The organism is Chamaesiphon sp., assembly GCF_041737865.1.
Classification (GTDB): domain Bacteria; phylum Cyanobacteriota; class Cyanobacteriia; order Cyanobacteriales; family Chamaesiphonaceae; genus Chamaesiphon.
This window is the reverse complement of the sequence record NZ_JBGSQZ010000148.1, coordinates 1-21,068: the sequence shown is the minus strand read 5'-3', so window position 1 is coordinate 21,068 and position 21,068 is coordinate 1. Positions and strand designations below refer to the sequence as shown.

Genomic DNA, 21,068 nt, shown 5'->3' with positions numbered 1-21,068 from the left:
GCGTAGATAATTTACTTAACTAGGGATGTTAAAGTTACACCAGTTGGTAAATCATCCTCTTGAATTGTCACCGTATAATCTGTGAATTTACGAGGAACATTTACCGATGGTTTTAGTTCTGGTTTGATGCGATCGAACAACACATGCGCCGGAGCATTACCCAGTTTATTCTCATGAGAAAAGATGTATAAACCACGTAAAGCCATCAATCCGCGACTGGCAGATCGATCGAGATCCCACATATTCATCAAGGCATCCCAGAATAATTTTAGATCTGTTTCATCTACTTTAGTCTGAGATGCTAAACAAGCAGAATAAAACCCATGCCCCTGATATAATCCATAAGGAATTAAAGTTTTGCGCCCAATTGTTTGCAATTTTTCGCGATCTTTAGGATCGGTAACAGCTACACGAGTAACAGCTAAATCTTGAGGTAATACAGGGTCGATCGATCGAGCAAAAGTCAACTGAATTGGGCCGCGAACTTGCCCAGCATTTAAGCCTGTACTCATCACCGCACCAAACATCCGCACATCATAATAATTCTCGCACATCCATTTTCGTGCTTTCTCAGTATTATCTCGGTTTTTATCGGGCTTACCTGCCTTTTTAATTACTCCATCGATTAATTTCTTAACTGCTTTGTTTTCATAGAGTTCACTCATTTGTTCATAGGCTTCTTTTAGTTCTGCATCTCCTAGCTCACCTGTATATACTAAAGTGGCTACCACATCCTCACTATCGTCGCCTTCAATATCATTAAAAGTAAAAGCATCTGCTAATAGATGTTTTTGCTCGCGGATAATTTCAATTAAAGATTCATCCTTGATTGGTTCGGTAACTGGTTTACCTGTTTTTAATTCTTGCTCGGTATAAGCGCGACGAATACTGTCATTCAAAACACCATGATGTTCGATAAAGATTTTGAGTCTGGTTTTTTGATCCTCTGTTGCCTCATATTCAGAGAAGGTCGAAATATAGTTGCGAACCTTCCGTTTCAAACAGACATCAGTTACTAATCCATGCGATGTTTCGGCATCTGTACGAGGCATATTGCCGCCATCTGGATCGCCGTTGGGGTTGCCATCAGTAACGTCAAATAACAGAATAAAATCGTGGCGTTTGTTGGGATCTAAATGTACGTTCATGATTGATGCTCCTGATGAGTAGTTGACGGTTGGTCAGCGGTTTCAACCGCTGCTGGTGTTGCAAAATCCGCCTGTCTTGAAAAGGTGCTCCACTTGGGGAAACCCCAAGACCGCACTTTTCGCTACGCGGACTAAAATTAGTACAAATATCGATTAAGAATTAGCTTTCAGTGCTTTGGCAGCTTTAGCCGCATTCATTGCAGCTCGATTGAATGCTCGTTGATGGTAATAACCCAGCGCAAAAATTGCTTGCGATCCGACATTTAGAGTGTTTGGTAATTTACCCTCATTGAAATGAGACATAATTTCTTCTAGTTGCTCCTCCCGTAATTTATTAATACCTGGAGCATTTTTCCTAAGTTTGCCTAAATGGGATTGTACCCCACGCAATAATGGCGAAAATGCTTTAGCAGGTGTACTTGAAGCTGCTCCATAATATCGATCGACTAAAGAAGCATTTATATTACCTAAAGCAGAACGTTGAACCGCTTCTAGTTCTGCTAAGAGTCGCCCACAATGATAAGCGGCTTTTTCCTGTCCCTCTAATTGGGGATTGAGGTTTAATGATTCCATTTCAGACATGGCAATTTTTCCTTGACTAATCAGAATAAGTTTGATGAAAACAGCACGAGGATAGGTAATATCCTGCTCGGCACGATTGCGGCGAACTAGTTTGACTAATAAGTCATCAGCTAATCTGCTTCCATGTAGAGCGTGGCGGATTAATGTAGTCGGAACTGTCGGTTGCATTTCCTTTTTAATAGTTTCATAATCTGGCTTTCGACCCTTTTTATTAGTACGTATCAAACTAATGGATATTTCACTAATACTTAACGGCTTGCCAACGTCACCATTCTCATCAACAATTTTTTGATTTCCAAACCATTGCTGAAGATTGCTATGAACGTTATCGATAGTTGTTTCTAGCCAATCTCTGACTACAGATCGAGCCATGCTAGCTGTCAATGATAGTGCATAAAATTCTTGACTTTCTACACCATACATTTGACTAGCTGAGAATGGAGATGCTAAGAGATTCTTGACATCTTCAATATCAGGATTATTGAAAAAACTAATTGGGTTAAATTCAGTCTTTTCTTTAGTCCAAAATACATAAGCTGTCGAACCAATATACATCCGGTGTCGCTCGTCTGACAAGAGATAATTTAGAGCTTTAGCAAATTTCTCCGCCGCATCTCTAGAAATCGGTGAAGTGAGAGAATTTTCTAATCCATAAGATGTGAAAGGTTTCTTATTTGCTGAGACTAGTTCTGTCCCAGAAGGCTGTCCCCCAATTAACCCTCGAATTGATTCTGGCATTCTTTGAACGACAGAAGATAATTCTCCAGTAACCAAACACAACATTTTCTTAGAAGAATCTTCTTCATCACTCGACTTTGACGTGTATTTTTCCCAGAATTTCTCAATAGACTTAATTGATAAGGCTGCATCACCTAAAATTTCACCACTAACCCTAAATGTCAAATTGTCTTCTGGACTAAATCCACTAGGAATTAATTTTTGATTAGATAGATTCCATGTAGACAAGAATTTAGTTACTGCGCTTAGTTTTTCCTCTCCAGTTTCGGCATGACAATGAATCATCAGTTCCTTGAAACTTGCATGACACTTAATAGCACGCTCTGGATCTGATTTAGCCCGAACAATTCCCAAAATATACTCACCATTATCAACAAGTAATTGAGGGTTAGGCTTAACTCCTGCTCTTTTGATATAAGGTGCAATAATTTCTTTGCCCTTTTTAGATTTAGACTCTCCACCTATTGGAACAAAACCGATAAGTGAACCATCCGTAGCTAAATCGATAAACCAGCTAACATTAATTTTGCGATAGTTAACTGGTGGTAAAGTCATTTGCTCTTCAGCAAATTCCTTGAGTTTAGTTAGAATCATACTGCTACCTCTGGAATGCGTAGAACACCCTTATCCAGCCGCGCTCGGAAAAATCGAGGTTTAGCAGTACCTTTGGTGACTCTCCCGCCATTTTCATCATGAGTGAGAAACTCTAGTTGTTTAGCTTCAGGATCGATCGTAAAATCCAAATCCCACAGCATTAAACCAAGCTCATCACTGTGATTAATCGTCGGTTCTGTGCTGTCTGGATTGCTAAAATAAGCACTAAATTCTCGCGTACCTAAATAGGGCTGATGATGACATTGCCCTTTAGCTACTCTGCGCCGAAATTGATCCCGATATTTAGCTACATCCGCATTTGCATGGGGCTTGAGCATAATATCAGCAGAGATAATATAAGCAACATCCCGTAGGCAGAGCGAATGGCGTTGACATCTATTTTTAGCCTCATTGTCATCAGCAAAGTAATGATAGCTCTCATCTTTTGCTGCGCTAGCACTTTGCCAGTCGTTGATCTCATTCCGCAGGATCGAAAAGTGACGAATCGGTTTTAACACCTTAATTTCTCGCACTTTCCAGCTAAATTCCGGCTTCCAGAAAATTGCTTCTAATACGCCTCTAGCCGCGCTGGGAGTCATCACGGGATAACTTACCCGCTCTGCACCAAATTCAGGGCGCGTGAAGAGTGCCCCCTGCTCGCTCCAAACTTTCACCACTAATGGTGAGTTAAAATTACTCATCGATGCTGCCCCTAATTGTTATGAATCAGATTTACTGAGTACCGCACGATTGAAATCGTCGCTTGTATTGCAAAGTCTGCCTACGCAGACTAGAAATCCTAATCCGCGTAGGCGGTTTTTGCAACATGAGCAGCGGTTTGAACCGCTGACTAGACTATAAAATTAAATCCGCCGGATCGCGAACGATCGCATTTGCGCCGATACTGATACCTGTTACCTCGTCATAATCGCCTTCCCAGAGCCAAATTCCAGGGCTAATTTCTCGTCGCAGATCTACTGACTGCTTGAATTCTCGATCGCGTAAGCTCACTAAATAAGGCTGAAGAGCCTGATAATTAGTAAACTTCGCTCCGTACCGTTCAATGTTTTTGAGCAGCTTCCTCGCCTTGTCGTCATAGGCTATGACAACGGGATGAGTGATATCCTGAATAAGTTGGAATTTTGTGGCTGTCTCTGGGTAGTTGAGTACCGCTCGATATTTTTGTACCTCCTTTCCATCTGTAGTATCTACACCTTGATATAGTTCCCTGAAATAAGATTGAAATATACTTGGATCGTTAAAATCTGGATTTTGCCCAATTAAATTCTTTGTCAGCGCAACCGCCGTAGCATATTCACCCTGGGGAGTTTTGCCATCTTGAGGCTCGAAGATAACTACTCTTCCTTTGTCTAGCTTACCTGCACTATTTTTCAGTTTACCTTCCCGATTGCATCTACCTGCGGCTTGAACGATCCGATCGAGTGGCCCCAATGCTCGATATACTAAGGGAAAATCTAGATCTACACCTGCTTCTACGACTTGAGTAGAAATTAACCAACAAGGAAGATCTGTTTTTAGTCTCGATCGAACTTCGTCTAAAACTTTGCGCCGATGTGTACCACAGAGCAAGGTAGAAAGATGAAATATTGACTCTTTTTGCTCGAATGTTTCTGTAAATTCCTTTAGCAAATCTAAAGCGTCTTTACGAGTATTGAGAATTACCAAACCCTGTTTGTTATCACCTGCATCTGCGACAACATCAGCCCAATTCCAAGCATTTACAGATATTTGATAATTTACACGACTGAGTTGTCGAAAATGGTCTGTGGCTATATGAGGTGGGATAATATCTTTGATGCTAGGAAATCCCTTGAGATAAGGATTCTCACCTTCCAATGCTGGTTGGGTAGCAGTACAGAGAATAACTGTGACATTATATCGATCGACTAGTTCTTGCAGAACACTCACGATCGGCTCTAATAATCTAATCGGTAAAGTCTGCACCTCATCCAATATAATTACACTATTCACAATATTATGTAACTTTCGACAGCGGCTAGTCTTATTATGAAATAAGCTCTCGAATAGTTGGACTGTAGTAGTTACAATTAATGGTGCATTCCAGTTTTGAGTAGCTAATCGTGCTTGTGCTTGGGCTGCTTTAGCATCCTCATCATCTACTGTTGTTTTCGTCGCGCTGTGATGTTCTAAAATTGCTTCATTGCCAAAGATTTCGCGATATACCCCAACTGTCTGCTCAATAATGCTGGTATAAGGGACGGCGATAATTACTCGATCTATTTTGTGCTTAACAGCGTGTTTAAGTGCGAAGGCTAATCCACTGCGAGTTTTCCCACCACCAGTTGGCACTGCTAATCTAAATACACCTCGATCTTCCTCTGCTCGATCGATACAATATTGATAAACTTCAGCCCGAATTCGATTGACATCTGTTTGCTCTGTGGCTGTATTTGCTAATAGTTGTTTTTGGCTGTTTTCTAGTTTCTCCCATAGTTCTGATACAATTGCTGCTGGTTTTCTCAATAGCGATTGTTGAATATCAAAATGAGATTCAGTGTCTAAATAGTCTGCATCCAGTAAACAGGAAAATAATAGTCTGATAAATAACTCATAACTCAACGGTTCCTTAAAGTCAGCCAGAATTTCTTTTAAATCTAGATCGGCTGTTAATTTGATTCCGTCTGCTGCTGCGGCTTTCAGACTAGTTAAATAAGTTGCTTCTCGATCGGGGTTTGCAATACTATATCTAAGCTTACTAGTCTCTGGCAATCCAGCATGATGTCCATAAATAATCGGTGCTAATGGTGGTAAAAGCTGGAGAGCTAATTTAGCACCATATAAGGCATGAGGAACACTTTTTGGATGTTTATTACCTGATGCACATTCATCTAAATACTGCTGAAAGCCAGGATTGTACTTACCCAGATCGTGCCATAATCCAGCATATTTTCCGAGTTTTCCCGCATTTAATTTATTCGCAAACTCCTCAGTTAAATTGGCAACTTTAGCCAAATGATCCTTGAGTTGATGCCATCGATCTTCACCCTTGCTGGGCGTGTGAGCATTGAATCGATATTTCATAAGTAGAGCATAGCTGTTAGCCGTCGATTTGATTCAGAGATCTCCCAAATCCGATCCGATCGAGTCGATTGATGATGCGGGTAACTAGGGTAGCATCAACGACGGGTTTAGTGACAAAATCATCGGCACCAGCGGCAAAAACTCGATTGCTAGCGATGGCTTCGGCGTGAGCGGTGAGAAATAGAATCGGTAGCATCGCCCACCGTGGATCGGTGCGTACCGCCCGACACAGATCGATCCCGTCGTGGGTGGGCATATCCAAATCGAGAATCAATAAATCGGGGGTGGAAGCCTCCAGCGTTTCCCAAAAGCGGCGGGGTTCGGATAGTGTCGTCACTGTCATCCCCTGTAGCGATAATAGGGCACTGACTCCTTCTAGGATCGCTCGATCGTCATCGACGATCGTCACTCTGACTTGCTGCTTCTGCACAGAGACTCCACCAACGGTACGAGCTTGCTGGATAACTCGATCGACAGCCAGCAAAATCTCTCCGGCGGGCATCGGTTTCGAGAGAAATAGTCTGGCACCCCTACGCGCAACTTCGATGCGTTGACGCAGCCGTTGAGTGCCATTGGCACTCAATGTTCGTTCGGATACCGAGTGGTGGGGTTGACTAATCGCCACAACGGGAATATTTGGATAATCCCGCTCTAATTCAGATAATACAGCTAACCCGGCGGTAATTTGTGGGAAACAGTCTAGATCGAGGACAATCGCCTCTGGTGCTCGATCTAATTGACTAGATACTAACTCAGTCGCACCGACAATCTCAAAACTACCTGGATTGGTAGATATTAAAGATGAGGCTAAATCTGTCTCCGCAGTGATGACAAGCAACCACGGCGATCGATCGCCGTGCCGATCCCCCGTCGCCCCATCCCCGCCGATTCCATCTTGCCCATCCACGGGTTTTTTACTGGTAATCTCTTGCCGTAATTTGTCTACTCCGCTTTGCAACTGGGGAATCTGGGCGGGAGTGAGCGCGGTATTTAGAGCCAGTACTAATTCAATTTGTCTGGCGACTTGGGAACCCAGTGGTAAGCCAAAGGTACCTAAAGCACCAGCGAGATTGTGTGCGGAGTGCCAAGCTTGGTGGCGGATTTCGGGAGTCAATGACAGATCTTGGAGTGCGACAATGGCTCGCTCGATCGTGGCTACTCGATCGAGCATTTGCGCGTAATGTCGGTTCCAGATCTCGGTGAGAAAGTTGGGGATCGCGGAGACTTCCGACGTAACACTAGCACCTGGAGCCTCTCCCCGCGCAAATCGTGGTAGTGGCGTCGCTACTGGCGCATCTACTGAGGTTTCCAGCCCGATCTGGCGATCTTTCGATCGGACTTGTCTGTATACTACAGGTTCGCCCTGTTTGAGTCGATAGCCCATGCCATAGACGGTTTCGACAAAATTGGTGGGTGCACCTGCGGCTTTGAGTTTGTGCCTGAGTCCCTTAATATGAGTGCGGACAGCCTCTTCACTCGGTACATCTTCATATGCCCACAAGTGCTCTAAAATCGCTCCACAACTAAATAAATGCCGACTGTACCGCAGAAAAAGTTCGAGTAGGGAGTACTCCTTTGGGGTGAGATTGAGGAGTTGGTGCTGGTAAGTGACTTCGTAGTTGCGCGGATCGAGGGTGAGATGTTCCCAAGTCAAGACAGGGCGAGCGCGATCGTTTCCGCGTCTGAGCAGGGCGCGAATTCGGGCACACAACTCTTCTGGCTCGAAAGGTTTGACGACATAATCATCCGCGCCAGCATCTAAACCAATCGCTCGATCGTGTTTGCTATCCTTACTTGTGAGCAGCAAAATCGGCATCATATAGCCACGCGATCGCACATGACGACAAATACTAATCCCATCGAGCTTGGGCAAAACCGCATCTAGCAGCAGCAGATCGTAGTCGAATGCTTCGATAAAGTCTAATCCGGCTTGTCCATCATTAGCAATCTCCACAGCATACTTCTGTTCGGAGAGGATAATTTTGAGTGCCTCAGCCACTGCTCGATCGTCTTCAACTACTAAAATCTTCACGATCTCTACCTGGTATCATGCTTGTCTCAACCAACCCTCAGCTATATTAGAGTTTCCAGCCCAGAGTTGTCGCAATTTGTTGGGCTAATTCTAACGGACTAAATGGTTTGGCGATCGTCGATCGAATCCCAAGTTGTTGATAGTTTTGGCGATCGGTTGTTTGAACTTTGGCAGTCAGCAAAATCACTGGAATCGCTTTCGTGAATGGATTAGCTTGAAGCCGACTGAAGGTATCTAAACCATCCATATCTGGCATCATCACATCCAATAAAATCGCATCTGGTTGTTCCCGCTCGGCGGTGGCTAATCCTTCTAATCCAGAACCAGCAATACTTACCTCCCAACCTGCTACAGTTTCTAGACAAATTTGAGCAACTTCTTGGATCGATGGTTCGTTATCAACTACTAAGATCCGTTTATTACTCACACTATTACCTCTGCTAATATGCTCACTCGGTCGCAAACGATTATCACCTATCTCGCCAAGCTGGACGATACTGGATCGATCGAATCCTACTTACTTAGATCGTCGCATATTTATCAGGGACGAATCTAAATAGATTGTGAAATTTTATCAAATCAGAGCACAGTAGATCTCCGGTGAAAGTCCGAGGTTAACTTTGATGAGAGGGTAGAGGGTAGGGGATAGGGGATAGGGAATAGGGAATAGTAGAGGGTAGGGTGTGTTAGGCGCAAGCCGTAACGCACCATTCCAGATTTTTGATGTGGTGGATTAGATCGCAAACCGCTGTATCTTCTATTTATTCGCTTCACCAGATGTTTGCGATTCAATTCTCTGGACTAAATTTGCTTCCCACTGAGGATCGGTAGGATCGATCGTTATCATCCGTCCCGACGCTTTAGATCGATCTACATACACATGAAAAGCCTGAATATCTTCACGATAGGTAAGCATATATTGACGTAGCTCATCAAGCTCCATTGTTTCATAATTAGGTGATGTCATGGCTCTCTTGAAAAGGTGCTCCACTTGGGGAAACCCCAAGTGGAGCACTTTTCGCTAATACCCTCCTGTGGGCTTAATCTCAAAATCACTTTCCCCTGCAATCACGTACACATTTTTCGTCCGCTCATCAATTCTAACAAGTTGTATTGTATAGATCTAAATTGCCAGCCAGGATAAATTACGTTAGTCAATCGATAGCAAAGTCGATAAAGACCTTGAGCTTGTTCGTTGGTGACGTTACCCACCATCAACGCTTGGGCGTATGATGGGGACTTCCTTCAAGGTTTTCACGCTTCAATGGCTGGGTATCCCCGAAGCCTCCACGCGCAGACAAGATGAGTCCCACCTCGTTTAATGCTCGATTGAGAATGTTGACCGCCGCATTTTCATCGCGATCCATACTCAGTCCACATTTCGGACATTCATGCAGACGAACAGATAATGTTTTCGGAACTTTTATGCCACAACTAGAACAATTCTGACTCGTACCATGTGGATTGACTTTCAACACATGAACGCCGCGTTTGACCGCCACTGCGTTTAAAATATTGATAAAAGCTCCCCACGCTGCATCTAGAATTGATTTGCTCAAACGACTTTTAGCCAATCCCTTAATATTGAGATCTTCAACAGCGATTAAGTCATATTTTTTGACTAAATCGTGTGCGGTGTTGTAATGAAAGTTTTGTCGCTGTCTACCAATTTGTTGATGGATTCTAGCAATTCGATTTTGTTGTTTTGTATGATGATGTGACCCCTTTTGTTTTCTAGCTAATTTTCGTTGCTGACGAGCTAATTTACCTTGAGCCTTTCGGTAGAACTGTGGGATAGGAACGGCCGCACCTCCGCTGGTTGTCAAGAACTCTTTCAAACCAACATCAGCACCTACAGCCGATTTAATCTCTGATAGAGGGATCGTTGATGGGACTGAATCATCCTGCATTGAAATACAGCAATACCAGCCATCAGCCTTCTTCACTATCGCACAAGTTTTAAGTACAAACCCATCTGGTAATGGGCGATGTACTACTACTTTCATTTGACCGATTTTTGAGAGTTTCAAAACTCCGTCAATCAAATGTGCCCCAGCTTTAAGACTATTGATTCGAGGATAGACAAATGACCGTAGTTCCCCAGGTTTTTTAAACTGAGGGCGACCACCACGCTTACCACTAGCATCAGGAATTAGCCATCTTTCCCAAGCTTTATTTAGCCGCTGTAAATTTACTTGCTGTGACTCTGCCCAAATCTGTCGATATTCAGGAAACAAGACTTTCGTTTGCTTGAGATCTGATTGCTGAGTATAGTAGTTGACCCGTTCGGGAATGTCACCAATCGGCTCAGAGACCAGCGAACACCTATCGATTTGTGAGCGAGTACGTCGTAGATAGTCTAACCGCTGCCCTAATGAATAATTCCAATGTCTTCTTAAAAGTTCTAAGGTTTATGTCGAACAGCAATCATCCCCTACAAGCTGAAGGGATGACCGCAATTCCCCACCCGCTAATCCTTCGGATATAACGGGCGACCCCTTGCAGAAGAAGTTCGGTTCCATTTTACTAGAATTTCTTAAATGCTAAGGTGACATTGTGCCCGCCAAAACCGAAGGAATTGGAGAGGACGACATCGACATTGGCGGCGCGACTGACATGGGGGACATAATCGAGATCGCAACCTGCTTCGGGATTTTCGAGATTGATCGTGGGGGGGATAATGCCGTGATGGATGGCGAGGGCGGAAGCAACGCCTTCGATTCCACCTGCACCGCCGAGGAGGTGTCCAGTCATAGATTTGGTAGAACTGACGGCGATCTTGTACGCATGGTCGCCCAGAGCCTTTTTGATGGCGGCTGTTTCGGTGGGGTCGTTGATGGGTGTGCTGGTACCGTGAGCGTTGATATAGCTGACGGCTTCAGGTGCTAGTCTGGCATCTTTGAGACACAGAGACATCGCTCGGGCGGCGTCGATCCCGCCAGGAGTCTGTCCGGTCATGTGATACGCATCGCAGGTCATGGCGTAGCCGACGACTTCGGCATAGATTCTCGCGCCGCGATTTACGGCGTGTTCGAGTTCTTCTAATACTAAGATGCCCGAACCCTCTCCCATCACAAATCCATCGCGTCCAGTATCAAAGGGGCGACAAGCGTGGAGGGGGTCGTCGTTGCGAGTGGAGACTGCTTTGCAAGCGGCAAATCCGGCGATGCCCAGCGGTGTAATTGCTGCTTCTGTACCGCCGCAAATCATCGCTGTGGCGTAGTCCCCCTGAATTAGTCTAAATGCTTCACCGATCGCGTTTGCACCTGCTGCACAGGCAGTTACGGTACAACAGTTGGGGCCTTTGGCACCGATTTCGATCGCGACGAGTCCGGCTGCCATATTCGCGATCATCATCGGAATCATGAAGGGACTACAACGGCTCGGCCCTTTGGTGAGATAGATTTCTTGTTGGTCTTCGAGGATTTTGAGACCGCCGATCCCCGTACCGATGGTAACACCGACTCGATCGGCATTGGTACTATCGATCGTCAAGCCCGAATCGACGATTGCTTGCTTGGTGGCGCAGACAGCCAGTTGAGCAAACCTATCCATCCGTTTGGCAGCTTTTTTTTCTAGATACAGGAGTGGATCAAAATTTTTGAGTTCTCCAGCAATTCGACAATCGTGTTTTGATGCGTCAAAGTGGGTAATCATGCCAATCCCATTCCGCCCACTCACTAAGCCTTCCCAATATTCAGCTAAGGTGTTGCCAATGGGCGTGATTGCCCCTAAACCAGTAATAACTACACGTTTGCGATAGCTGTGCTGTCCTTGCGGATCGGAATTTGCCATGGTGGATGTCAGAGATGAGATGTGGGGTGTGGGGATAGATAGGGGCTGTGCTCATGCGGAGGAAGTCTCCGCATCGCGGCACCGCATATCATGATTTCCGCGTAGCGGTACTAGCTTTGTTTGGTGTTGATATAGTCAACTACAGATTGAACTGTTTGGAGTTTTTCGGCTTCTTCGTCGGGAATTTCGACATCGAATTCTTCTTCTAGTGCCATTACCAGTTCGACGACATCGAGGGAGTCGGCTCCGAGATCGTCGGTGAAATTGGCTTCGGGAGTGATTTTGCTGGCGTCTACTTCCAATTTATCTGCAATTACGGCTTGTACTTTAGCCAATACATCTACGCTCATATAAGTTCCTGGTTGACGTGAATAATGATAATTAAGGCGATCGTACCCGATTCTGTTCCCTGCTTTGCTTCTTGTTAGTCCGGTAAAGCCGGAGAAGAGATGGCACTTTGGACTTTGGGGGTACGCCAATGGCACTCTACATCTTATATGAAAATGCACGATAGCAGCATAGTGGGTTTTGTGTTGCTAGTTGTTCGGGGTGCTTGTATTGCTTATCGGCAAACGAAGAGAACTTGCGGGTTGCGGATTTTATTGGCGGGGACAGAACCCGGATCTGGGGGTTCCGACCCCCAGACCCCCCGTTGAGAGGCGGAACGCCGCCTCTCAAACTCTCCTGCGTAAGGATTGATTTGTGGGAAGCGGAGCGCGCTTCGCATTAGTGCTTGGACTTTGGATTACTAGTATTGGGTAATCGTTGTTGGCGATACTCTGCCGTTGAGCACAGCCTGCGTCTGAGCGCAATCGCTATCAAAGTCATCCGATCGTAGATAAACTCACATCTTGCACCAGTTTGAATATACTATTGCTTAGTATAGATCCAGGGTACCCATAAGGGGCACCCCTACACAATTAACCTGTAGGGGTGCCCCTTGTGGGTACCCTCAGATCTATGCTTTCACTAGTCTCTACGTATTGGTGCAAGATGTGAGTAAACTTACCTTAACAGGGGTACCCTAAAGCCTAAAACCTAAAACCTAAAACCTAATCCCTAAACCCTAATCCCTAATCCCTAATCCCTAATCCCTAACCTTGTACTTTTGGAATTGCGATCGCTTTGATTACTTCGGTAAAATCAGATTCACTAACTAGGGGGATTAGTTGCTGTAAATAGGGTTGATAGCGAAATAGTTCATAATCTCGATCGAGTAGATATTGAGCGACGGCTAAATTGATGCCTTTACTGGTGTAACTATTATAAATAATCGTCGGTGCAAATTTAGCCAGAGTTTGTTCGCCGCCGCTGAGGATTGCGAGTTCACTACCTTCGGTGGAGATTTTGATTATCTCTAATCGCTCGATGCCTGTTTGCTCGATAAATGTATCGAGAGTCATGCAGATAACTTCTTCTGTTTGAGTTGCTGACTCATTCGGAGCGACTGCGGCTAGATAGTTGAGTTCGCTACTAGTCTGCAAAACTAAGTGAGCATTACCATTGCGATCGCTCATAGCATTTTTAAAAACCTGGACATTTTTAATTTCATCGATCCGACAAGTTTCGTTCAGAAGATCGATCGATTCACTAAATGGTTCGATCGCATATACTATTCCATTTTTACCAACTCTGTGTGCGGCACTAAAAGTATAGATCCCCACATTGGCACCGATGTCGATGACGTTCATTCCAGGTTGAAGATATTGTCGCCAAAACTCTAGTTCTCGCTCGAACCAATCCCCTTGAGCGAGTAAACATCGAGTGGTCGGACTCTGGAGACTAGCAGGTACTGCTAATGAAATATCTCGCCGCTCAATGGGAGAAATACCACCACCAAATGGGATATAAGTCCACGGACTATCGATCGCTAAATGTGTCCACCGCCAGGGGTTTTTATCCAATCGCTGACGACCATAATCCCAGCCCACTTGTTGCCAATAACTAGCTACTTCTGGCTGTTCTAAATCTCGATAAGCTAGATATAATGCTTGCAAAATAGTCGGATGATCTAAAGCTAAGTCACCAGCCCGATGTAGATAAACTAATCCTTCTAATTCTCGATCTCCAATGCTATAAATTCCGAGTCTAATATTCGGAAAAATCAGATCTGGCATGAGTTGATTGATTAAATGTAACAACCGGATTCCAGTATGATTATCTAGCGTAATTTGAGTACGGCAAAGTACCTCGGATAGTAAAAGCATGGCTTGAGCATAGCCATTTTCTGTATTTAATATCCGTTGGAGTTGTTCGCTTCTACCATTAGTGATATGAGTGCATGTCAAGGGCGGAATATAAACAATTCCAGGCGCGATTTCTGCTGCGGTATAAGTAGGTTGGAGATTATTAATAAAGGCACTAAAGGCAATCTGGGCAGCTTCACTATAATTACCCAACATACAGTTGAGTAAGGCTAGATGTGCAGCACACAAAGGGTGCTGGTTCAACTCAGATCCGGCTTGTACCGCATCAAAAGCGATTTCGACATACAATCCATGTGCTAGGGAGTTATCGCAGCTTTCGGCGGCAACTAAGGCGGCGACGGCTAAATTATTCCAATCTAAGGCTGTTTGAGGTTCCTCCCACTGACAATCATCTAAAATCTCAGTGAGTTGCCCAGTTGCTGTCGGGGAGATTTCGACTCGATTATGTTTGACATATTCTAAGTACGCAGTTTTGGGATCGAAATCCATCACCATATTATTAATTTAAAGTAGTGTCAAATTGCGGAGTTTGTCCGGTCGGGTTTCCCGACCATGGAACGAACCCAAGCTAGACATTTAGGGTAGGGAGTGAATGGTGAATGGTGGATGGTGAATCGCAAGCTGTCAATTATCAACTATCAACTGTTTATAACTATGGGATTCAATCGTATCACAACACTCGGCAACACTAGCACGTTCCGTCATGGAGAGAACTAGAGCTTGATAGGCTGACCAATGTGTTTGAATTAGAGTTTTAGCTTGGAGTGTGGCTAAATTTTCCTGGTTGACTATTTCCTGTTGCTGTTTACCTGCTAACAACAAGATCTGCCGGATTTTTTGGCGATCTTCGCTACCGCCTTGAGATTGATTCTCGGTTTGCGAAGACTTACCAACAGACATCAATTTTTCCGCAGCAATTCCCGCCATGCAGACAGTAAAATAATGTTGTTGTAGTAGTCGATCTGATTTGTCTGTCTGTGGCGGCGTAAACATCACTCCACCCTGTTCTAACTGCCCTACTTTCATCGATTCCCACGCGCTGAGTGTATATCCAGTAATCGGAATATCGAGTAGATAAGCAACTAAAAAATGTCCGGCTTCATGATTGATAATTCGTTGGCGATATTCTGGATTAGTACCAGCGATTGCATCAATAATTAGGGTAGCTGCCGTACTTTTGAGGAAAAAGTTATCTACAGTCGCTCCAACAACGATCGCAAAAATACCTAAAATCGGTACTGTAGAAGAAATATTGAGTAGGGGTGCGACTAAACTAGATACCGTCATCCCAAATACACATATTGCTACTAAATTAAAGGAGATTTGTTCGGTTGGATTGTTGGAATTCATCAATAGTGAAAATGGTGAATGGTGAATGGTGCGGGAACTAAAGCCTAAAGCCTAAAGCCTAACACCTGACTTTCGCAGGAGATTTATTTACGATTGTGACGGGGTAAATTGCCACTGGCGCGGAGATAGCGAGCGATATCGATGCCGAGTACCGAGCTGACTGTACCAGTACGTAAGTCTACTGTGGCGCGTCCGTTAATCCCAACTAAATTCCCCCGATTGTCGAGTACTGGCCCACCACTCATGCCTGGTAAGGCATTAACTGTATATATTAGAGTATAACCATCGCGCTCGTGCTGGCGATCGATTCGTCCCGATAGATTGCCGACCAAAAACTGATATGTTCGAGTCGGTAGTGTCGGGCTAGGATCTGCCCAGCCAGATACATATAGTGTTTCGCCCTCAGTCAACTTGTCGGAATTACCAATTGCGGCGACTGGATAACGATAACGACTCTGGAATTCTAAAATAGCTAAATCTAGCTTCCCTACTCTGACGATCTTGCTCGTGGGGACTAGATGTTTTTGTCCATCCCTAGTCCGAATCGTAAATGATTTAGGGGTGGGTAATAGACTGACTACATGCCAATTACTCAAAACGATATATCGATGCTCTAGGGGAGATGCGCCAACACCCCGATCCTCGATTAGCACTCCAGAACCACTATTTGCACCATCAATCCGCACTGTGACTGTTTTGGCAATCTCACTCACATTTGGCATCAATATCTGCCAGAGGATGCGACCGATAAAGCCTCCCGCAGCCACGATTGTGATGATATTTACTACCCAGCTAGTTAGATTATTTTGACGCAATTTCATTTGTTCGCGCTAATCGTTCGATGCTGAGGTAGAGGTGAAGTAGGGGGGAGCATTGAGGAATGGTGAAAATTATGGATGACTATTTTGCTAATAGTCGATCGATACTAACATAAGCATCGCCATTGCGATATCTAATTAATTGTTCCCCACTCAATTGAATAATGCGTCCCGAAGCCCGCGCGCGCAGATCGAGCATCTGTTGGAGCATCACCGCAGAATCAGTACCTCTAGGAAGTGTTACCAATACACTAGTCTTGGGACAAGTATTTCCACTTACGCCCGTATCGACACACAGCACCGGATAGCTATTGACGTTGCCAGTCCGAATAAATCTTAACTTACTATCGCGATTGAATCGATCGAGCCTAGTAGATACTTCGTCGCAGCGTTGACTCACACTATTGTATCGCCCCGTAAAGGACTTGACCCAATGAATCATCGGGATACTACCCCTGACTGTGCGGACGACTGTAGTAGGCACTTCACCAACTAATTCACAGCTAAACTTGCGACTCGATTGAGCTAGGCTCGGCGGTGAGGATGGGGGCACGATTGCGAGGATCGTACCCAGGATGAAAACACCAGCAAATTTATGGATTGGGGATAGCATTCTAAATGTCACGGGTGGGTGCAATTGTTTCAGGGCTTTTGCAGTGGTATCGCGATGAGTCGTCAACACCAAGCTGCACAGCGATTCGATCGTTTTTAATTTATCACCTATTATAGGGGTAGTTAGAATGTATTCTGATTAACTCCATACCGTAAAAATACTGAATCTGACCTCGCAAAATCAGCTAAATGTCTTATTCAACTTGCGATCGCGATCGCAGCATTTTTTGCAAATATATGCTTACTCCCTTTCCGGCACAAGAGTATAGGTGTTTAGCCGCTATAAAGCTTATCCTGTAAGGGTTTATAGCTCATAATCTTATCACAGGAAGGGAGTAGTATTATCTAAGCACTAGCTCTACCAGAGCGTCGTCTTTTATCCTCAGTCAGACTCGACCTTTTCCGCCGTGGGTTACTAATCTCAGTTCGTATGCTCAACCAAATAATTTATCATTACAATATCCTTAAAGTTTTAGGTACGGGTAAGTCAGGGACTACTTATTTAGCAAAAGACTTAGACTCGATCGATTCCCCATTTTATCTAGTCAAACAGCTCACCTATGACAATCTCGATCCGATATTTTTACCACTAATCGAACAATCATTTGATGTTCAAGGAACGATCTCACATCGAGTTGGACAGCACTCCCAAATTCCCTCATTAGTTGCTAAATTTGAAGCAGATGGTCATAAATATCTAGTTTATGAATATATTGATGGTGAATTACTCATTCAAGAACTAACTCCAGGCTCAACTTGGAGTCAGGCGCAGGTATTATCTTTTTTAATCGAGCTAATCGAAATCTTATCTTTTATTCATCCGCTCAAATATATTCATCAAAATATTAGTCCCCAGCATATTATTCGTCGCCAGGATAATAGTAGGTTAACATTAATTAGTTTTAGTGCTGTTCGAGATCTGGGGAATACTTGGTATCCGCCGCATTATGAGACGCATAACCTCAACGATCCGAGTTATACTTCCTACGAGCAGGAACAAAATGTATCGCATTTTAATAGTGACATTTATGCAGTTGGGACAATTGCAATTCAAGCTCTGACTGGTAAATTCCCAATTGAAAAAGATTCATATAGTTATGAATTAAAGTGGCGCGATGAAGTAACCATTAACCAAAAGTTAATCGAAATCATCAATAGAATGGTACGTCCTGACTATCGTAATCGTTATCGCTCGGCATCCGAGGTATTACAAGATCTCAAATCTTTTGAGCTGACTCAGCTACCGCCTAAATCTCATCCGCTCAAATCTCAGTTAATCATTGGTGCTGCTATCACCACCTTATTACTAGGATTTGGTGGAGTAAAATTATTTACATCGGCAAATCAGCCTCAAGTCTTATCATCAGTAACAACAATTAAGTCGCCAGCTGTAACCAATAGTGGCATTTGGAACAGCTACGTAGATAAAACAGCGAAGATCTCAGTCAAATATCCTGCTAATTGGCATCAGCAGGACATTCACAACATCGTTACGGGAGAAAATGTTATGTTTACTAATCCCAACTCTACTAAATATCGAGAAAATATCTCGATCCGAATCGAAAACTTAACGAATCCTCAGACTACTTTAGCAAGTTATACTCGATCGACGATCGCTGAGATTAATAAATATTACCAAGGTGCTAAAATTATTGAATCCAATTCGACTATTTTAGCAAAAAGACGAGCAAATTTGGTTGTGTATACAGGAAAAGATGAAAATTCACTCCCGATCGAGCATCTCGAAGTTTGGACGATCGATCGTGGTAAGGCTTATATATTAACATACAAAGCCGAACCAACTCGATATTATCAATTCTTGGCAACTGCGCTGAGGACGATCGATTCTTTTGAGATGAACTAAATTCATCAATTAAATCAATTTTAGCAATAGCTAACCTTTAAAAGTTTGTCCATTAAAAGTAGTCTGGCTAGTTAAAATTTTACTTTGTTTTAGTCGCCATCCCTGAGGCGTTTTCAACCACAGATCGCGAGATGTTTGATCGATAACAATTTTATTAAAGCCAGCAATAGTACCCTCTGTCTTTTGCTCGATCGCTACATCGATGCCGCCAGTATTGGTATCGATCGTTTTAATCGTTGCTTTATTGGACGTTAACTTAATATTAAAACGAGTGAATAAACTATTATAATGTTCGCGAAATTCTGTGAGTGTCTGTTTCCCACCTTCAGGGTTAATACTTACATAATCTTGAGTAAATAGTGCTGTGGCTCCTTTAATATCTTTACGAATGAAGGCAGCATTAATTTGATTGTAGTTTGTTTGGATAATTGGCTGAACTTTTGAATTAATATCCGCTTGTGCAGGTGCGATCGCGACGATCGCCATTGAAATCAAAGCAGTTGAAATGAGCGAACCTCTAGTAAATGAAAGAACCATTTGTAATATTAATTAACTGCTTTGCCCCGAATGACGTACCCGTTTGCTCAAAAGTTCCTAAAATTAGTGAAATTTTGATAGTTAAGATTAGTCTAGGTTCGATAGTAGCATGACTAATCTACATTCGTGTCAATACATTTACTAATTCACAAAATCCGGCTACTTCTGGTAATTGGGTGAGATACTGGGGCTGATGTGGTAATTGGGTGATGTAGTGCTCGATATTAGCGACACCAACTGAGTGTGGAAACAACTCTCGATCGAACATACTAGCATCATTTGGACTATCGCCGACAGTAATCATCTGTGTCGGGTTAATCTGCGGAAAATACTGTTTGAGTACCTGTAAAATCGCTACTCCTTTATCTTGACGCTGCGGCTTAATATGACATTGGATCGTACTAAAAGTAAAACTATAACCCCATTGTTGGCACTGAGTGGCAATTTCATCTAATTCTAAATCGCTCAAACCAGCTAAATCAAATGTCCAATCGGTAATCCGAAACTGATTATCGCTTGATTCAGCAATTTGGGGATAACGCGATTGCAATTGATAAAACCGATTTGCCAACTGTGCGCGATGCTCCTCGATACTTTCGAGCCGCGTCATCAAATCGAAGTCACCATCGCCATTAAAATATAGTCCCCCATTTTCGGCAATCGCACCTGCCACAGGGAGATAATTATTGACAGCACTCACCCAACCCGCAGATCTACCAGTAACTAGTAGTAATTTTATCCCCTTGGTGTTGACTCGCTCGATCGCTTCTAGCAGCTCCGTGGTAAATTTTCCCTCACGAGTCAGGGTACCATCGATATCTGTGGCAATCAGCCGAATATCTGTCAGTCTTGCTGGTGTTAAAGGTAGACTATCTATCACAGGAGTCGGGTTTTGTTGTTATCACTGTTCTAGGATATCCGTAAAGGGCACCTCTACGCAAACCGCTGTAAGTCGCCACCAAAAACTCTAATTCAATCGCGCAGCCATCCAAATAAATCGCCTAATGTGAGCTGAAAATCTTTGGCAAATTCAGGCACGGGTAATACATCAGTCTCTTCATCAAATACTTGGGTGGATCGATATTTGTCTAACAGCAGCATCACCCGATCGACAACTGAAGGTGCGGATTACTGAGGCAATAATGAGACTACATCGAGCGGGTACCCTGACTAGAGAGAATTTAGCTAGATTGGTTGAATGCTCCAAATCCAATCTCACTCATCTGTTCAAGCTATTAGGTGAGGATTTCAAACAAGGGTCAATGGTGCTATTAAAAGCTCTATGTAGCACCATTGACCCTTTCAAATCGACTACAGATGAAATACCCAACTCTCTACTCTCTGATTGGGAGAGTTTGACTGAATTGGAACCAGTTGAGTATGTACAAACAGTACTAGAAAATGATGAAGTATCTCTTCGAGCTAAAGCCGAAGCTGTAACGCAGGTAATTGAACTTCTTAACCCATCACAGCTAAGAAATTTGTTTAAGGGACTAGGAGCTAAAGTTACGCAGACAGTCATCGATCTTCTTAAATTGGGGCGAATCGATCGATTAGAGCCGATTTGATGGAAATCGAACAACCGAGCCTTAGTGGTGCAGAAAACTCCTGAAACGGTTACAGGGAGTAGAAAGTGGTAAAAGAGAAGAAAAGGGAGGGATCTCCACAGTGGGAAAATTGTTTTAGCAAAAAACATCGCCACTGGAATCATGATCGCAACCCCACTCT

General features: G+C 43.7%; 19 protein-coding genes and 1 pseudogene. 2 read left to right on the top strand and 18 right to left on the bottom strand.

The genetic code is table 11. The features are described 5' to 3' along the window. Positions 1 to 11: 11 nt before the first annotated feature. The 15 genes and pseudogenes from cas7c to ACEW9J_RS11040 form a co-directional block, all read right to left on the bottom strand. Entirely contained in the window at positions 12 to 1,148 is a 1,137-nt protein-coding gene (cas7c, locus tag ACEW9J_RS11110; RefSeq protein ID WP_373545183.1) for a type I-C CRISPR-associated protein Cas7/Csd2, read from the bottom strand. A gap of 153 nt (positions 1,149 to 1,301) precedes the next feature. Continuing rightward, positions 1,302 to 3,062: a type I-C CRISPR-associated protein Cas8c/Csd1 gene (gene cas8c / locus ACEW9J_RS11105; protein ID WP_373545182.1), complete on the bottom strand. Its 1,761-nt coding sequence runs from the start codon at positions 3,060 to 3,062 to the stop codon at positions 1,302 to 1,304. Beyond that, a complete protein-coding gene (gene cas5c, locus ACEW9J_RS11100) occupies positions 3,059 to 3,763 on the bottom strand; it encodes a type I-C CRISPR-associated protein Cas5c (RefSeq protein WP_373545181.1) in 705 nt (234 codons plus the stop codon). The genes cas8c and cas5c overlap by 4 nt, the downstream gene beginning before the upstream one ends. Before the next feature lie 154 nt (positions 3,764 to 3,917). Next, on the bottom strand, positions 3,918 to 6,125 hold the full coding sequence (gene cas3 / locus ACEW9J_RS11095; protein WP_373545180.1) for a CRISPR-associated helicase Cas3': 2,208 nt from the start codon (positions 6,123 to 6,125) through the stop codon (positions 3,918 to 3,920). A gap of 16 nt (positions 6,126 to 6,141) precedes the next feature. Then, positions 6,142 to 8,157, bottom strand: a complete 2,016-nt coding sequence (locus tag ACEW9J_RS11090; RefSeq protein ID WP_373545179.1) for a response regulator — start codon at positions 8,155 to 8,157, stop codon at positions 6,142 to 6,144. Positions 8,158 to 8,203: 46 nt separating this feature from the next. Continuing rightward, complete coding sequence (locus tag ACEW9J_RS11085; protein WP_373545178.1) at positions 8,204 to 8,584, bottom strand: response regulator; 381 nt, start codon at positions 8,582 to 8,584, stop codon at positions 8,204 to 8,206. Positions 8,585 to 8,914: 330 nt separating this feature from the next. After that, the gene (locus ACEW9J_RS11080; protein WP_373545177.1) at positions 8,915 to 9,124 is read right to left on the bottom strand and encodes a hypothetical protein; all 210 of its coding nucleotides are present in this window, start codon (positions 9,122 to 9,124) and stop codon (positions 8,915 to 8,917) included. A gap of 54 nt (positions 9,125 to 9,178) precedes the next feature. Continuing rightward, complete coding sequence (locus ACEW9J_RS11075) at positions 9,179 to 9,235, bottom strand: hypothetical protein (RefSeq protein ID WP_373545220.1); 57 nt, start codon at positions 9,233 to 9,235, stop codon at positions 9,179 to 9,181. Between the two features lie 136 nt (positions 9,236 to 9,371). Continuing rightward, a pseudogene (locus ACEW9J_RS11070) lies at positions 9,372 to 10,565 on the bottom strand (RNA-guided endonuclease InsQ/TnpB family protein); the annotation flags it as partial. A 118-nt stretch (positions 10,566 to 10,683) separates the two neighbouring features. Continuing rightward, positions 10,684 to 11,952, bottom strand: a complete 1,269-nt coding sequence (gene fabF, locus ACEW9J_RS11065; RefSeq protein WP_373545176.1) for a beta-ketoacyl-ACP synthase II — start codon at positions 11,950 to 11,952, stop codon at positions 10,684 to 10,686. A gap of 110 nt (positions 11,953 to 12,062) precedes the next feature. Further along, the gene (acpP, locus tag ACEW9J_RS11060) at positions 12,063 to 12,302 is read right to left on the bottom strand and encodes an acyl carrier protein (RefSeq protein WP_373545175.1); all 240 of its coding nucleotides are present in this window, start codon (positions 12,300 to 12,302) and stop codon (positions 12,063 to 12,065) included. Between the two features lie 744 nt (positions 12,303 to 13,046). Continuing rightward, entirely contained in the window at positions 13,047 to 14,648 is a 1,602-nt protein-coding gene (locus tag ACEW9J_RS11055) for an FkbM family methyltransferase (RefSeq protein ID WP_373545174.1), read from the bottom strand. 135 nt (positions 14,649 to 14,783) lie between these two features. After that, positions 14,784 to 15,509, bottom strand: a complete 726-nt coding sequence (locus tag ACEW9J_RS11050) for an ATP-dependent Zn protease (protein ID WP_373545173.1) — start codon at positions 15,507 to 15,509, stop codon at positions 14,784 to 14,786. 83 nt (positions 15,510 to 15,592) lie between these two features. Continuing rightward, positions 15,593 to 16,330 (bottom strand): serine protease, encoded by a 738-nt coding sequence (locus ACEW9J_RS11045; protein ID WP_373545172.1) that lies wholly within the window; start codon positions 16,328 to 16,330, stop codon positions 15,593 to 15,595. Between the two features lie 79 nt (positions 16,331 to 16,409). Further along, complete coding sequence (locus tag ACEW9J_RS11040) at positions 16,410 to 16,940, bottom strand: COP23 domain-containing protein (protein WP_373545171.1); 531 nt, start codon at positions 16,938 to 16,940, stop codon at positions 16,410 to 16,412. A 429-nt stretch (positions 16,941 to 17,369) separates the two neighbouring features. Between ACEW9J_RS11040 and ACEW9J_RS11035 the strand changes: the two genes are divergently transcribed. After that, complete coding sequence (locus ACEW9J_RS11035) at positions 17,370 to 18,803, top strand: PsbP-related protein (RefSeq protein ID WP_373545170.1); 1,434 nt, start codon at positions 17,370 to 17,372, stop codon at positions 18,801 to 18,803. Positions 18,804 to 18,833: 30 nt separating this feature from the next. Here the strand turns inward: ACEW9J_RS11035 and ACEW9J_RS11030 are convergent, their stop codons facing one another. The 3 genes from ACEW9J_RS11030 to ACEW9J_RS11020 form a co-directional block, all read right to left on the bottom strand. Further along, a complete protein-coding gene (locus ACEW9J_RS11030; RefSeq protein WP_373545169.1) occupies positions 18,834 to 19,340 on the bottom strand; it encodes a nuclear transport factor 2 family protein in 507 nt (168 codons plus the stop codon). Between the two features lie 118 nt (positions 19,341 to 19,458). Continuing rightward, positions 19,459 to 20,220, bottom strand: a complete 762-nt coding sequence (locus ACEW9J_RS11025; protein ID WP_373545168.1) for an HAD family hydrolase — start codon at positions 20,218 to 20,220, stop codon at positions 19,459 to 19,461. 92 nt (positions 20,221 to 20,312) lie between these two features. Continuing rightward, a complete protein-coding gene (locus ACEW9J_RS11020; protein WP_373545167.1) occupies positions 20,313 to 20,441 on the bottom strand; it encodes a hypothetical protein in 129 nt (42 codons plus the stop codon). Positions 20,442 to 20,482: 41 nt separating this feature from the next. On the opposite strand from ACEW9J_RS11020, the gene ACEW9J_RS11015 reads away from it, so the two are divergent. Next, on the top strand, positions 20,483 to 20,908 hold the full coding sequence (locus ACEW9J_RS11015) for a hypothetical protein (RefSeq protein WP_373545166.1): 426 nt from the start codon (positions 20,483 to 20,485) through the stop codon (positions 20,906 to 20,908). The last annotated feature ends 160 nt before the right edge of the window (positions 20,909 to 21,068 follow it).

Bases quoted from the DNA above. Each gene is read 5' to 3' on its own strand.
- fabF (WP_373545176.1), bottom strand. From the start codon at position 11,952: ATGGCAAATTCCGATCCGCAAGGACAGCACAGCTATCGCAAACGTGTA.
- ACEW9J_RS11030 (WP_373545169.1), bottom strand. From the start codon at position 19,340: ATGGTTCTTTCATTTACTAGAGGTTCGCTCATTTCAACTGCTTTGATT.
- ACEW9J_RS11020 (WP_373545167.1), bottom strand. From the start codon at position 20,441: ATGCTGCTGTTAGACAAATATCGATCCACCCAAGTATTTGATGAAGAG.
- ACEW9J_RS11045 (WP_373545172.1), bottom strand. From the start codon at position 16,330: ATGAAATTGCGTCAAAATAATCTAACTAGCTGGGTAGTAAATATCATC.
- cas3 (WP_373545180.1), bottom strand. From the start codon at position 6,125: ATGAAATATCGATTCAATGCTCACACGCCCAGCAAGGGTGAAGATCGA.
- ACEW9J_RS11050 (WP_373545173.1), bottom strand. From the start codon at position 15,509: ATGAATTCCAACAATCCAACCGAACAAATCTCCTTTAATTTAGTAGCA.
- ACEW9J_RS11035 (WP_373545170.1), top strand. From the start codon at position 17,370: ATGCTCAACCAAATAATTTATCATTACAATATCCTTAAAGTTTTAGGT.
- ACEW9J_RS11080 (WP_373545177.1), bottom strand. From the start codon at position 9,124: ATGACATCACCTAATTATGAAACAATGGAGCTTGATGAGCTACGTCAA.
- ACEW9J_RS11040 (WP_373545171.1), bottom strand. From the start codon at position 16,940: ATGCTATCCCCAATCCATAAATTTGCTGGTGTTTTCATCCTGGGTACG.
- ACEW9J_RS11015 (WP_373545166.1), top strand. From the start codon at position 20,483: ATGAGACTACATCGAGCGGGTACCCTGACTAGAGAGAATTTAGCTAGA.
- ACEW9J_RS11055 (WP_373545174.1), bottom strand. From the start codon at position 14,648: ATGGATTTCGATCCCAAAACTGCGTACTTAGAATATGTCAAACATAAT.
- cas8c (WP_373545182.1), bottom strand. From the start codon at position 3,062: ATGATTCTAACTAAACTCAAGGAATTTGCTGAAGAGCAAATGACTTTA.
- cas7c (WP_373545183.1), bottom strand. From the start codon at position 1,148: ATGAACGTACATTTAGATCCCAACAAACGCCACGATTTTATTCTGTTA.
- cas5c (WP_373545181.1), bottom strand. From the start codon at position 3,763: ATGAGTAATTTTAACTCACCATTAGTGGTGAAAGTTTGGAGCGAGCAG.
- acpP (WP_373545175.1), bottom strand. From the start codon at position 12,302: ATGAGCGTAGATGTATTGGCTAAAGTACAAGCCGTAATTGCAGATAAA.